This is a genomic window from Rummeliibacillus stabekisii (assembly GCF_007988965.1).
GTDB classification, from domain to species: domain Bacteria; phylum Bacillota; class Bacilli; order Bacillales_A; family Planococcaceae; genus Rummeliibacillus; species Rummeliibacillus stabekisii.
The window spans coordinates 859,653-874,245 of record NZ_BJVD01000001.1 but is presented as its reverse complement, the minus strand read 5'-3'; the positions used below and the strand labels follow the sequence as shown (position 1 = coordinate 874,245).

12 protein-coding genes are annotated in these 14,593 nt (G+C 37.0%); 9 read left to right on the top strand and 3 right to left on the bottom strand.

Translation table 11 applies throughout. The features are described 5' to 3' along the window. Positions 1-4: 4 nt before the first annotated feature. The gene (locus RST01_RS04390) at positions 5-505 is read right to left on the bottom strand and encodes a peptidyl-prolyl cis-trans isomerase (protein WP_147194328.1); all 501 of its coding nucleotides are present in this window, start codon (positions 503-505) and stop codon (positions 5-7) included. A 175-nt stretch (positions 506-680) separates the two neighbouring features. On the opposite strand from RST01_RS04390, the gene RST01_RS04385 reads away from it, so the two are divergent. The 3 genes from RST01_RS04385 (at position 681) to pyc (ending at position 5,854) form a co-directional block, all read left to right on the top strand. Further along, positions 681-962 (top strand): Fpa/YlaN family protein, encoded by a 282-nt coding sequence (locus RST01_RS04385; protein WP_066785098.1) that lies wholly within the window; start codon positions 681-683, stop codon positions 960-962. Between the two features lie 57 nt (positions 963-1,019). Continuing rightward, entirely contained in the window at positions 1,020-2,201 is a 1,182-nt protein-coding gene (locus tag RST01_RS04380; protein WP_147194325.1) for an FtsW/RodA/SpoVE family cell cycle protein, read from the top strand. Between the two features lie 218 nt (positions 2,202-2,419). Next, on the top strand, positions 2,420-5,854 hold the full coding sequence (gene pyc, locus RST01_RS04375) for a pyruvate carboxylase (protein WP_147194322.1): 3,435 nt from the start codon (positions 2,420-2,422) through the stop codon (positions 5,852-5,854). Between the two features lie 133 nt (positions 5,855-5,987). Here pyc and RST01_RS04370 read toward each other — a convergent pair whose 3' ends face one another. Beyond that, positions 5,988-6,905, bottom strand: a complete 918-nt coding sequence (locus tag RST01_RS04370) for a COX15/CtaA family protein (RefSeq protein WP_147194319.1) — start codon at positions 6,903-6,905, stop codon at positions 5,988-5,990. Between the two features lie 952 nt (positions 6,906-7,857). On the opposite strand from RST01_RS04370, the gene coxB reads away from it, so the two are divergent. The 6 genes from coxB (at position 7,858) to RST01_RS04340 (ending at position 13,390) form a co-directional block, all read left to right on the top strand. Next, complete coding sequence (gene coxB, locus RST01_RS04365; RefSeq protein WP_147194315.1) at positions 7,858-8,943, top strand: cytochrome c oxidase subunit II; 1,086 nt, start codon at positions 7,858-7,860, stop codon at positions 8,941-8,943. A 48-nt stretch (positions 8,944-8,991) separates the two neighbouring features. Beyond that, positions 8,992-10,863, top strand: a complete 1,872-nt coding sequence (gene ctaD / locus RST01_RS04360) for a cytochrome c oxidase subunit I (protein ID WP_147194312.1) — start codon at positions 8,992-8,994, stop codon at positions 10,861-10,863. Next, positions 10,863-11,489: a cytochrome (ubi)quinol oxidase subunit III gene (locus RST01_RS04355; protein ID WP_066785116.1), complete on the top strand. Its 627-nt coding sequence runs from the start codon at positions 10,863-10,865 to the stop codon at positions 11,487-11,489. Before ctaD ends, RST01_RS04355 begins: the two co-directional genes overlap by 1 nt. After that, a complete protein-coding gene (locus RST01_RS04350; protein ID WP_066785118.1) occupies positions 11,489-11,821 on the top strand; it encodes a cytochrome C oxidase subunit IV family protein in 333 nt (110 codons plus the stop codon). The genes RST01_RS04355 and RST01_RS04350 overlap by 1 nt, the downstream gene beginning before the upstream one ends. Positions 11,822-11,975: 154 nt before the next feature. Continuing rightward, on the top strand, positions 11,976-12,893 hold the full coding sequence (gene ctaG, locus RST01_RS04345; protein ID WP_066785120.1) for a cytochrome c oxidase assembly factor CtaG: 918 nt from the start codon (positions 11,976-11,978) through the stop codon (positions 12,891-12,893). Positions 12,894-12,925: 32 nt separating this feature from the next. Beyond that, positions 12,926-13,390, top strand: a complete 465-nt coding sequence (locus tag RST01_RS04340; protein WP_147194309.1) for a DUF420 domain-containing protein — start codon at positions 12,926-12,928, stop codon at positions 13,388-13,390. 52 nt (positions 13,391-13,442) lie between these two features. Here the strand turns inward: RST01_RS04340 and ytvI are convergent, their stop codons facing one another. After that, positions 13,443-14,510 (bottom strand): sporulation integral membrane protein YtvI, encoded by a 1,068-nt coding sequence (gene ytvI / locus RST01_RS04335; RefSeq protein WP_184117511.1) that lies wholly within the window; start codon positions 14,508-14,510, stop codon positions 13,443-13,445. Positions 14,511-14,593: the final 83 nt, after the last annotated feature.

Below are 14,593 nucleotides of genomic sequence, written 5' to 3'. Positions count from 1 at the left end.
CCCCCTATTTCACCTCTAATGATGTGATTCCTTTAATAGGATTTTCAAGATTAGATCCATCATTAAATAATAAATAAACAGGGCCATCCTGTGATAACATTTTTCCTTCTTGGCTAAATTGGAAAATGAAAGTTTTGGCTTCTTCGATAGGGAAGCTATGCTGTTCACCGCTCTGTGTACCAAAAATAACAGTCGTTGCATCTGTTTTAGGTTCAGCATTTTGAATAAATGGTTCGATTTTAATGCCAAATGTGCCTGACATCATTTTTTGTCGGTCGAATTTCCGTTCTGTTTTTAAAGTTGGCGGGAAAGTAGCGCCTTCCATAATTTCGCGAGACCAAAACTTTCCGGCTTTTTCGATATACTCTTCATCAGCATCTATTTCAACGTGTTTTTCAGTGAAATATTGGTCTAAATCAAGTTTGCGGTCATCAAAAATCCATACTGTTGGATCTAATGTGATCTGAAAATTAACTTCGCCTTTTACTTGGATGATGGATTCCATAAATCTTCCTCCTCTAATCAAAACTCTTTTTTAGTATAACGCTTTTAAGAACAAGATAGAAAGAAATTATATGGTGATTCTTAATTTACTATATAGATGCTTGCAATTTCCTTTTATAAAAGATAAACTTTATTAAGATAGAATTGAAGAAATATCAGGTAATGGGGGCGTCCTCATGGATACAAAATCTCAAAATTCGTATCAGGAGAAAGCATTGGAACTCCTAATTGCCGATGCGGATAAAATAGCAAAATTAATAAGAGTACAAATGGAGCATTTGACAATGCCTCAATGTCCGTTGTATGAAGAAGTTTTAGACACGCAAATGTTTGGTTTATCGCGTGAAATTGACTTTGCAGTTAAACTTGGATTGCTTGAACGTGATAAAGGCAGAGAGATTCTCGATTCACTTGAGAAAGAATTATCTGCTTTGCACGATGCATTCACAGAGAAATAAAAGAAAACTCAAACACAACGTTGTTTGGGTTTTTTTGCTAAACGAAGAGGTAATAAAATGAAAACATATTTCAAAAAATATGCGAAGTATTTTGACTATCCTTTATTCTTTACTTTTGTACTACTATGTTTGTTCGGTTTGGTCATGATTTATAGTTCCAGTATGTTTTGGGCTGTCAATACATTAGGACAAGCACCGGATTATTTCTATAAAAGACAATTAGTCAATCTTATACTCGCAATGGTTACATTTTTAATAGGATTTATTATTCCATACAAGCGCTATAAAGACCGCAGGATGATGCTATTTATAATCGGCGCCATGTTATTTTTATTAATCGCAGTCTTTTTTGTAGGGTATAGCCCTGGTAATTCTGGCGCAAAGAGTTGGCTGAATCTTGGTCTATTTAACTTACAGCCCTCCGAATTGGCTAAGCTAGGTATGATCCTTTACTTTGCAGCCTTTTTCACTAAAAAACGTGAGACAGGTAAAATAGATATAATTAATGAATCAATCGTGCCGCCTATTGGTGTGTTTATGGTTGTATTATTCTTTATTGCTCTGGAACCTGATATGGGGGCAATCGGCTTGTTAACGATCATTGTCCTTTCCGTAATGGCGGCAAGTGGCATGAAATTTAAGACATTCGGAAAAATTATCGGCACGCTAATAGGTGGTATGCTCGCTGTATTTTTACTTTTGTTTATTTTCAAAGATTCATTTTTTACAGAACGTAGAATGGGGCGTTTAAAAGCATATCTGGATCCTTTTAAGGACGCGGATGCCTTTGGATATCAAATGGTAAATGGATATTATGCTATTGGCTCAGGTGGAGTGAAGGGACTTGGTTTAGGCCAGTCTGTTCAAAAAATGGGCTACCTTCCAGAGCCGCAGACTGACTTTATCCTAGCGATTATTTCAGAGGAGTTGGGGACTTTCGGGATTGCAGTTGTTCTGTTTGGCTTAGGTTTTATTGTCTATCGATCAATGCGTATTGCCATCAAAGCAAAAGATCCATTAGCTCGAATGATCGCTGCTGGAGTCGGTAGTTGGATTGGCATTCAAACATTTGTCAATGTTGGTGGATTGAGCGGTATTATTCCACTAACAGGTGTTCCGCTTCCATTTATAAGTTATGGCGGTACCTCAGTAATTTTGTTATCTTTAGCTATGGGGATATTAGCCAATGTTTCTATGATGGTTAAAAGAGAACAATATAAAAATGAAAGATTAGAATAAAAGTTTCTTCTCAGTTTTGGGATATTAATTTGATGTGTAAAGAATATGTAGCTATGAATCTCTCGAGTGATGATAAGCCTCAATTTATTTATTAGGAGGCTTGTCGGTCACTACAATGAGAAATTCTTGTATTTTATTCCTGTAAAACACATCAAATTTTTATTATATATTTCTGTTTTTCTTTTAGACTAGCTATTATACTTTAAGGAGGATTTACTATGCCAATTAGTAAAATTTTAGTTGCTAATCGCGGTGAAATTGCCATTCGAGTTTTTAGAGCTTGCACAGAAATGAACATTAAAACAGTTGCTATTTATTCAAGAGAAGACAGCGGGTCTTTCCATCGTTATAAGGCTGACGAGGCTTATCTTGTAGGAAGCGGCAAGAAACCGATCGAGGCATATTTAGATATCGAGGGGATTTTAACGATTGCCAAGGAGTCGGGAGCAGATGCCATTCACCCAGGCTACGGTTTTTTATCTGAAAATTTAGACTTTGCGAAACGTTGTGAAGAAGAAGGCATTCTCTTTATTGGCCCTAAGTCCAAGCACTTAGATATGTTTGGAGATAAGGTCAAAGCACGTGAACAGGCTATTACTGCAGGAATACCAGTCATTCCTGGCTCTAACGGTCCGGTCGAAACCATTGAAGAGGTCAGGGCATTTGCAGATGAATATGGCTATCCTATTATGATTAAAGCGGCTCTTGGCGGCGGTGGACGAGGCATGCGCGTTGTACATAAAGCAGAAGAAGCACAAGAAGCTTATAATCGGGCGAAATCAGAAGCAAAGGCAGCTTTTGGTTCTGATGAAGTGTACGTTGAAAAATGTATACTACGACCAAAACATATTGAAGTACAAATATTAGGTGATGATCAGGGGAATATTGTTCACTTATACGAACGCGACTGTTCAATCCAACGACGCCATCAAAAAGTAGTAGAAATTGCTCCGTCTAATTCGATATCACAAAGCTTGCGAGAAAGAATTTGCGAAGCGGCAGTTAAACTAATGAAAAATGTAGATTATGTTAATGCGGGTACGGTGGAATTTTTAGTGGCAGAAGATGCATTTTATTTCATTGAGGTCAATCCACGTATTCAAGTTGAGCATACAATTACGGAAATGGTGACAGGAATTGATATTGTCCATGCACAAATTAACATTGCCAATGGCTATGATTTGCATGGTAGCGAGATTAATATACCAAATCAATCTAAAATACCGCTCTTTGGCTTTGCAATACAATCAAGGGTAACAACAGAGGATCCACAAAACAACTTTATGCCTGACACAGGCAAGTTAATGGTATATCGTTCAAGCGGTGGGTTCGGTGTAAGACTAGATGCAGGGAACGGCTTCCAAGGAGCTGTTATATCACCTCACTATGACTCTTTATTAGTAAAAGTATCAACTTGGGGAAATACATTTAAAGAAGCTGCAGCTAAAATGGATCGAAATCTACAAGAGTTTCGTATTCGTGGTATCAAAACAAATATCCCGTTTCTAGAAAATGTCGTTAAGCATCCTAATTTTATTAATGGAGCATTTGATACGAGCTTTATTGATACGACGCCGGAATTATTTTTATTCAAGCTTGCAAGAGACCGCGGTACTAAATTACTTAGCTACATCGGCAATGTGACGGTAAATGGGTTCCCAGGCATTGAGAAAAAATCAAAGCCTCTTTTTACAAAAGCACATAAGCCGACAATTGACCGCAAAATTGTTATACCAGGCGGTACTAAGCAAATCTTAGATGAGAGAGGCGCCGACGGATTAGTAAAGTGGATTCGCGAGCAAGATGATTTGTTATTGACAGATACAACGATGAGAGACGCACACCAATCGCTTCTTGCTACACGTGTGCGTTCATATGATATGTATGAAATTGCAGAGGAGACCTCCAGAATCATGGACAATTTCTTCTCACTGGAAATGTGGGGAGGGGCAACATTCGATGTAGCATACCGATTCTTAAAGGAAGATCCTTGGGAGCGATTAATCACACTACGTGAAAAAATACCAAACGTATTATTCCAAATGCTAATGCGAGGAGCCAATGCAGTAGGTTACAAAAACTATCCAGACAATTTAATTAAAGAATTTATTCAAAAGTCTGCTCAAGCAGGTATTGACGTATTCCGTATTTTTGATAGCCTTAACTGGATAAAAGGAATGGAAGTGGCCATTGATGCAGCTAGAGATGCGGGAAAAGTTGCCGAAGCGGCCATTTGCTATACAGGAGACATCTTAGATGACTCAAGAGCAAAGTATACAGTACAGTACTATAAAGATATGGCGAAGGAATTGGAGGCCGCTGGAGCTCATATATTAGCGATAAAGGATATGGCCGGTCTTTTAAAACCAGAGGCAGCCTATCGACTAATTTCTGAATTGAAAGAATCAACGGAGTTGCCTATACATTTACATACACATGATACAAGCGGGAATGGCATTTATTTATATGCCAAAGCAGCTGAAGCAGGTGTAGACATTATAGATACAGCTTTAGGGGCTATGGCTGGCTTAACATCACAACCAAGTGCAAACAGCTTGTATTATGCAATGAAAGGCAATAAACGGCATGTACGGGCTAATATCGAAGGCTTAGAAAGACTCTCAACCTATTGGGAAGATGTTAGAAAGTATTATAAGGATTTTGAGAGTGGCATGATTAGTCCTCATTCTGAAATTTATGTGCATGAAATGCCAGGAGGCCAGTACAGCAATCTCCAACAACAAGCAAAGGGAGTAGGCCTTGGCGATCGTTTTGAAGAAGTGAAAAAGATGTATGCACGCGTGAACTTATTGTTTGGGGATATTGTTAAAGTCACCCCATCTTCTAAAGTGGTAGGAGATATGGCATTATTCATGGTGCAAAATGGCTTAGATGAAAAATCAGTTATTGAAAGAGGCCATGCGATCGATTTCCCGGATTCAGTCATTGAATTTTTTGAGGGCTATATTGGCCAACCTTATGGTGGTTTTCCGAAAGAGCTGCAAAAAGCTGTGTTAAAGGATCGAGTACCCATTACTGATAGACCTGGAAAATTGCTTGCTCCAATTGATTTCACACAAATACGAGATAATCTCTTTAACAAATATAATCGCCCTATAAACAGTCATGAAGTATTAGCTTCCGCATTGTATCCGAAAGTATTTGAAGAATATATGGAAACTGTTTCGAAGTTTGGCAATGTATCTGTATTAGATACATTAACATTCTTATACGGCATGAAATTAGGCGAAGAAATAGAAGTGGAAATAGAAAAAGGAAAAACTCTTATTGTTAAATTGGTCTCAATTGGAGAGCCGCAGCATGACGGAACGCGTGTGCTTTATTTTGAGTTAAATGGACAATCCCGTGAAATTGTGATTCAAGATATGACAGTTGAAGTAGCTGGAGAGCGTAAGCCAAAAGCCAACCCATCTAACGCCAACCAAATTGGTGCAACTATGCCTGGTACTGTCTTGAAGGTAGTTGTTTCGCCAGGAAGTGAAGTAAAACGGGGCGAGCATATTTTAATTACTGAGGCGATGAAAATGGAAACTACTGTTCAGGCGCCAAAAGATGGCGTGATTAAAGAAGTACACGTTAAAGAAGGCGATGCCATCTCAACCGGAGACTTGCTTATTGAAATTGAGTCTTAAGCAGAAATGTTAGCTTTCTAATCAATTGCTTTAATGTCAAACTGAGAAGAAAGAAGAAGAGGCTATCCTGTTAAGTTTAACAGAACGCCTCTTCTTTTCATTTTGTGTTTAATACTTTTGCAATAACAAAATATTATTTTTTAGCCTGGTGGCTGCTTCTGGATATCAGCATTATCATGTAGCATAGTAAGCCGAATAATAAAGAAATAAATAACGTATGTAAAAGCGCAACAACGATATTTAGCCTAGTTAATACAACGCCCATGCCGGCAATGACTTGGCAACAGACAATTATAAGTGCGATAATCCAACTCCAATAAAGTACCGGCTGTTTTTTATAATGCTTGATAACATGTATAGCGATAATAAGAACCCAAATAAAAATTAAGCCTGCTGCTAAACGGTGGCCCATTTGCACCCATTCATAAAAGTTACCTGGTAGAACCATTTGATCATTACGACATAATGGCCAATCAGGACAGATTAAACTAGAATTTGTATGGCGAACAAGGGCTCCAGTATATACAACAAGATAGGAATAAATAGTAACGCCGATCGTGTTCCATTTTAATACGCCCCCAATGTGAACGTTGTTCGCATTAAATTTCTGGTCTACTTCAAAAATAATTAATGTGAGTAAGAAAACAGCTGCAAAAGAAATGAGAGAAATACCAAAATGCAGAGCTAAAATAAAATCTCCTTGTCCCCAAAGCACTTGGGCTGCACCAATTAATGCTTGCGCGATCAAAAAGAAGAGCGCAAGAAAAGAAAGGAATTTAACTTCCCTAACATGTCCAAGTTTTCGCCAAGACCAAAAAGATAATATAAAGATTAAGATAGATACCGAACCTGTCACAACACGATGAGAAAATTCAATTAAAATTTCTGGAGTAATATGTGTTGGTATTAAGGAACCGTTGCAATCAGGCCAGTTTCTGCCGCAACCCATTCCACTGTCAGTTTTGGTGACCAAAGCTCCACCCAGTAATATGAGCGCCATTCCAATTGTTGCAGCAACAGCAAACCACTTCATGTATTTACTTTGTTGCATATTTTGACACCTACTTTATCTATAGTAATCACGTAACGTGTGATACTTTCAATCTCGATAATATCGAAAATATTACCAAAAAACAACTTGTAAAAAAAATTGGTAATCTATCGGTCTATTTATTTCACAAAATGTTCATAAATTCGTTTCACATCCTTCACATTATTAGTGGTTAAAATGATTTACTATAGATATGTTGTGTTATGGTTACCAATTATTCCAGCGCGTCGACACGAAATTTTGCTTTTCGTCTAGAAATAATCGCATTTTTTGGTTATAGTATGTTTAACGGAATGTGCTTATCAAATTGAATTGAAGGGTAAAATGTCTATTAGGCGAACTATGTCTAAACAGGCATTTAAACTTATTTTCTTTTTGGAGCGAAGTTTTGTTATTTAGGCATAGAATGCTGCCGGCGTGTGGAGACTAGCAGGATTATAACTGTCGTTTTATATTCAATGTGGTCTAAAGCGAAAGCGTGGGAGCAAATTACAGCTGATATTTCAAGGATGTACTGAAATTTTGGCTTGACTGCCGTTGGATGATTATGAAGTAGTAGATATTTTTTGTAGATGTATATTTGCATCCTTTTAGCTTGGTAACCTCCTTCTTTACTTTGTGATTGCAAAGATGAATGATTGATTTTACCAGTGTAGGCATAGCTCTTATATCCGTTTCCGTTTTACCGTCCAAACTAGTTTGATTTTATTTAATACTACGATTAAGTTGGTTTGTACTTGCATTGAAGTTTTTTAGGCTGAGAAACGATTTCTCTTGGGCGAATAAAGAGTTTATTTACTCATTAGACTGTATGGCAGTGGCAAAAGTTCCATTGAATATATTCAAAGCCTTTATAACTACGGAGTTCTTTCTTTTTAAAGAATTCATATAAAACAACCACAGTCCTGGTTACACATGAAATACAACAAAGAAAGAGGGGTTTAATTAAGCTATGATGAAAGGGCTTAAAAAGTGGCGTCTATTTGCATTGCTAACAGCACTTATTGTTTTCCTTTCGGGTTGTGGCAAAAACTATTTATCAACTTTAACACCCGCTGGTGAAGTTGGTAGAGAACAACACAACTTACTGCTTTTAGCAACGGCTATCATGACGCTTGTTATTTTGGTAGTAGTAGTAATCTATGTACTTGCAATCATCAAATTCCGACGCAAAAAAGTTGGAGAAAATGTTATTCCTAAGCAAGTAGAAGGCAGTACTACTTTAGAAGTGCTTTGGACAGTAATTCCAATCATTTTACTTCTAATCTTAGCTGTTCCAACAGTTGCACTTACTTACAAATTTGCTGATACGAAAGCTATGGATGCAAAAGACGCTGATGGTAAAGCAAAAGCTGTAACTGTAAATGTTACTGCAAAATTATATTGGTGGCAATTTGAGTATCCAAACGAAGGAATCGTTACTTCACAAGAATTAGTTGTTCCTACAGGTGAAAAAGTTTACTTTAACCTTAAATCAGGAGACGTAAAACATTCATTCTGGATCCCGACTATCGGTGGTAAAATGGATACAAACGTTGAAAACATCAACAAATTTTACTTAGAATTTGACAAAGAATCAAAAGATCTTGAAACAGGAGTCTTCTACGGTAAATGTGCTGAGCTTTGCGGTCCTTCCCATGCATTAATGGACTTTAAAGTAAAAACATTGAGCAAAGCAGACTTTAATAACTGGGTTTCTGAAATGAAAGCATCTAAAAACCATGTAGCTTCAGGAGACTTGGAAAAACAAGGTGAAGATATCTTTAAAACAAGCTGTATTACTTGCCATGCTGTATCTGGCGATGGTAAAGGTACAGGGATTGCACCTAACTTAGCAACATTTGGTGACCGTAACCGTGTTGCAGGTGTGCTTGACCATAATAAAAAAGAAATTAAAAAGTGGATTAACGATCCACAATCTGTAAAACCGGGCAATACAATGCCTCAACCTGAAAAAATTAATAATGGCAAGAAATTCTCAGATCAAGAGCTAGATGCATTGGCTGCATATTTAATGGGCTTATCTGTAGAAAAATAATACTTAATGTAAAAATTTAATTGAATTATTTTGAAGGAGGTTAAGGTTGTGAGCTCAACTGCAAAGAAAAAGGGCTTTGGCGCAACTATATGGGACTATTTAACAACAGTCGACCATAAAAAAATCGCCATTCTTTACCTACTTGCCGGTACACTTTTCTTCGTCATCGGCGGTATCGAAGCAATGCTCATTCGTATCCAACTTGCAAAACCAGATAATGATTTTGTAAGTGCGGGTCTCTTTAATGAAATTATAACAATGCACGGGACAACAATGATTTTCCTTGCTGCCATGCCGTTGTTATTTGCATTCATGAACGCTGTTGTACCACTACAAATTGGTGCACGAGACGTAGCGTTTCCATTCCTAAACTCACTAGGCTTCTGGTTATTTTTCTGGGGTGGTATTTTCTTAAATCTTTCTTGGTTCTTAGGCGGAGCTCCTGATGCTGGTTGGACTTCATACGCATCATTATCACTAGCATCTGCTGGTCATGGTATTGACTTCTATGCAGTCGGTTTGCAAATCGCCGGTGCTGGTACGTTAATATCAGGGATCAACTTTATCGTAACAATTGTAAATATGCGCGCACCAGGTATGACATTTATGCGTATGCCTTTAATGACATGGACAACATTCATTGCCAGCGCATTAATCTTATTCGCATTCCCACCATTAACAATTGGTCTATTCTTCTTGATTTTCGACCGTATGTTTGGTTCGAATTTCTTTGACCATACAATGGGTGGTAATACAATTATTTGGGAACATTTATTCTGGATCTTTGGACACCCTGAAGTATATATCTTAGTACTTCCTGCGTTTGGTATTTATTCAGAGATTATTCCTGTATTCGCACGTAAACGCCTATTTGGTTATTCATCAATGGTATTTGCAACAATTTTAATCGGTTTCCTAGGCTTCATGGTTTGGGCTCACCACATGTTCACTGTAGGTCTTGGTGCTACTGCTAATGCTATCTTTGCTATTGCGACTATGGCTATCGCAGTACCAACTGGTATGAAAGTGTTCAACTGGCTATGTACAATGTGGGGCGGTTCTATCAAAGTTACCACGCCTATGCTTTATGCACTTGGTTTCATTCCATCGTTTGTTGCTGGTGGTGTGACTGGGGTAATGCAAGCTGCAGCTCCTGTCGATTACCAATTGCATGATTCTTACTTTATCGTAGCTCACTTCCACTATGTAATCGTTGGTGGGATTGTCCTAGCATTATTGGCTGCTACTCATTTCTACTGGCCGATTATGTTTAATAGAATGTTAAATGAAACATTAGGAAAGATTACGTTTGTGTTCTTCTTTATTGGTTTCCATCTAACATTCTTCATCCAACATTTCTTAGGTTTAATGGGTATGCCTCGTCGTGTATTCACATACCTTCCAAATCAAGGATTAGATACATTTAACTTAATTTCAACTGTCGGTGCATTCTTCATGGCAATTGGGGTTATCCTATTAGTTATAAATGTAATTATTACATCAATTAAAGGGCAACCTTGTGGACGCGACCCTTGGGGCGACGGACGTACGCTTGAATGGGCTATCCCACAACCAATACCTTTTTATAACTTTAAACAAACACCACTTGTACGTGGGCTAGATACTTTCTGGATTGAAAAAATGGAAGGAAACAAAGAAGGTATGTCATATGCTGAACCAATTTCAGATATCCATATGCCAAACAATTCTTTCATTCCATTCGTAATGGTAATCGGTCTATTCGTAGCTGGTTTCGGTGCTCTTTATAATCAAGATGCAGATAAACCTTGGTCACTTGTAGCGTTGATTGTTGGATTAGCTATCACATTAGGTGCTATGATTGTACGTTCTCTTAAAGATGATCTTGGATATCATATTCACAAAGAAGATTTATTGAATGACAAAGGGGGTAATGAATAATGAATTTAAAATCTAAATTCACCCCACAATCTTGGCCTGAACATCCAGAACTTTCTACTGCAGAAGGTAAAAATAAGGTAGTGGGCTTCTGGATCTTCCTTGGTGGAGAAACAGTGTTATTTGCTACTTTGTTTGCAACATTCTTGGCACTTAAAAACAAAGGGCCAAGTGGAATGGAATTCACTACTCAAAATTTATTTGAATTACCTCTTGCATTTATCATGACGATGTTGCTTTTAACATCTTCATTAACAAGTGTTTATGCAATGTACCATATGAAGAACTACAATTTTAAAGGTATGCAAGCTTGGTTGGCGATCACTGTATTGCTTGGCCTTGGCTTCTTAGGCTTAGAAATTTACGAGTTCACTCACTATGTGCATGAAGGATTTACTTTCTCACAAAGTGCATTTGGATCTTCTTTCTATACATTAGTTGGAACTCATGGATTGCACGTTGTGATTGGTTTAGCTTGGATTGTATTGTTAATGGTTCGAAATGCAGGACGTGGTTTAAACCTTTACAATGCACCTAAGTATTTTATTGCTTCATTGTATTGGCACTTTATTGATGTTGTTTGGGTATTCATCTTCACAGTAGTTTACTTGATGGGAGTGATTAAATAATGTCACATGATGTCCATGTAGAAGCACGAAGCGAGGAAGAGTATAAATATAATCGTCGCAAAGCTAGCCAAGCGATGCGTAACCAAGTTACTGTTTTTGCGATTATGATATTCTTGACATTTGTCGCTTTCGCCACTGTTCAAGCTGGATTCTCAGCATTCCTAGTAGTCCCTTTGATCTTATTGTTTGCAGGAGTTCAAGTTGCACTTCAACTGTATTACTTTATGCACTTAAGCGAAAAGGGAACAGGCATTATGCAGTTCTTCATGTATTCTGGCATGATCGTTGCATTTACAATGATTCTAGCTTTTGTAACAATTATTTGGTGGTAATTAAGAAAGAACCAAGCTCTTTAGCTTGGTTCTTTTTTTGCACTAAAGTAAAATAAGATACAGTACGCTTAGTGGAAATGTCATGAATCGTTCATTGTAGTTTCATCTGAACGACTATATAATGTAGGTAGTGAATAAAAAGGAGCGAAGATTAATGCCTCTAAGTATTTTCGGTTTCCGAGCAATGTGGAGTCCGGGCCTAATAATTGTATTAGTATTCCTAACCATTCTTTACTTTTTGATAACAATGAAGTGGAGGAAGGATTTTAAAAATAGTCTACCTTTAAAAAAGGGTGAAGCTATATCATTCCTTATTGCCATGTTATTAGTCTATACCGTCATTGGCTCTCCAATAGATTTAATGTCGCACATTATGTTTACTATGCATATGGTGCAAATGGCTTTATTGCTGCTTTTAATCCCTATATTTATTATCATGGGTATTCCAAATTGGTTATGGAAAACGGTAATCAATTTACCTTATATTAAACCAATATTTCACTTCATGACTAAACCAATTTTTGCTATTATCTTTTTTGTATTAATGTTTTCCGTGTATCATTTACCGATTCTCTTCGACTATATTAAGCTACATGAAACATTACATTCGCTTTATACATTTATTCTTTTCCTCTCTGCTTTGTTTATGTATTGGCCTTTGCTTAATACGGTGGAGGATGAGCCTAAAATGAAGAATTTGAATAAGTTGTTTTATATTATTGCAAATGCCGTTTTAATAACACCAGCATGCGCATTGATTATTTTTTCTAACACGCCTTTCTATGCAACATATACAGATGGTGCTATGTGGATGAAAGCGATGGCGCTTTGTGTCCCGGCCTCTACTTTACAAGGTCTAACATTGTCTGGTCCTGAATTGTTTACAAGCATGTCATCCCTAGAAGATCAACAATTAGGCGGGGTACTTATGAAAATAATTCAAGAAATTATTTTCGCAGTAGTGTTAGGTCGCGTATTTATTACTTGGTATAGAGATGAGCAAGAAAATGCGGACCAAATTACACAAGATGCATTAAAAGAAAGACAACGACTTTATGGAAATCAATTTTAAACTAAATAATATTATTTGTGAGGAGAAGAAGTATGAGTTTGCCTCTGTTACCGACAATTAGTACCTCTTTTATTGTATTAAGTGCAATACTTATTGCGATCGGTTGGGTTTTAATAAAACAAAGAAAAATTGAAGCGCACAAAAAAACTATGATTGCTGCTGCCATTTCTGCATTATTGTTCTTCCTGATATATGTATCAAGAACAGTGTTTATTGGAAATACAGCTTTTGGTGGACCGGAGCATTTAAAAATTTATTATACAATATTCCTTGTTTTCCACATTACATTAGCAACTGTGGGAGCAGTGTTTGGGATTATTACGCTAATTGCTGGGTTTACGAATAAATTAGAGCGTCATCGAAAAATCGCTCCAATAACTAGTATTATTTGGTTTTTCGTAGCAATTACTGGCGTCGCTGTATACCTACTGCTCTATGTTTTCTTTAGTGGGGGTCCTACAACTTCTGTTATTAAAGCTATATTAAATAATCACTAAACCTATGGACAAACTATAAGCAAGAACAAAAAGGCTACTTTCTGCGAAGAAGTTAGCCTTTTTGTTTTTCATTAATAAATATCCAGCTTTGCCTGAATTGTTTCACTACAACAATCAGAATGGCAAAAATGGGTCCGATAAAGAAACCGATAACACCGAAAATCTCAAAACCAACATACATACAAATCAGCGTTGTAAGCGGAGGAAGCCCTAGATGACTACTTGTTACTTTTGTTTCGAGTATCTGTCTTAGCGCAATGATGACAATCGTTAATATAAGCAGAATAGTGCCAGTCAAGGTATCACCGTTTAACAGATTAAAACCAGCCCATGGCAGGAGTACCATCATACCACCTAAAAGAGGCAACAAATCGACAAACCATATTAGGAGTGCCATGAACAATGCGTATTTAGGTATAATGAATAGTAAAACACAGAGAGTGACAAAGAAAATGGCTGAACTTACAATCAATTGCGCTTTCACAAAATCAAAAGCCCCTTTTTTAAAATGTTGATAGAAGAGAGCAATAAAGGTGCTATGTTCAAGACGAGTCCACTTTCGAAATGAAGCGATGATTTGGGGATATTCAAGCATTAGATAGTAAAGAGCTAAAAAATAAATAAATAGCTTGAAGATTTGAGAGGGGATATGCTGAAATAGATTGAGCATACGATCTGCCTCAACATAGTTAGTTGCCAATTCTTGTAAGCTAATTAACATGTCTCCAATCCAAGATTGAATGGATAAGATAATAGGGCGTGGCAGATCATGGGTCATCGTTGAGATTTTAGATTGTAGCATTATCCAATTCTCATTTAGCGTAGCTATTAAATGGGGCACCCATATGGAGAGTTCATTGATTTTTATGAGAATAACCGTGTAGAGCAAATAACAGCAAATAAGGATACATATACTGAAAATAATAAAAAAGATAAATACGATAAAGCGTCTGCTTTTCCTCCAATTTTTTTCAACTTTCTTTACAAGGGGATTTAGTAATAGTGCCGTTAAAAAAGCTAAGAGGATGGGGCGTGCGTATAAAAAGGAGAAAACTGCGACTATAACAATGAGAATTAAAGGCCAGTACTTTATAAAAAATTGTTGAATCGGTTGTATCATCTTATCATCACCCATAACTATTTGACATAGTGTGTGAAGTTTTCTCCAAATTATGCAAATAGAATCTACAGCCGCTCGATAGG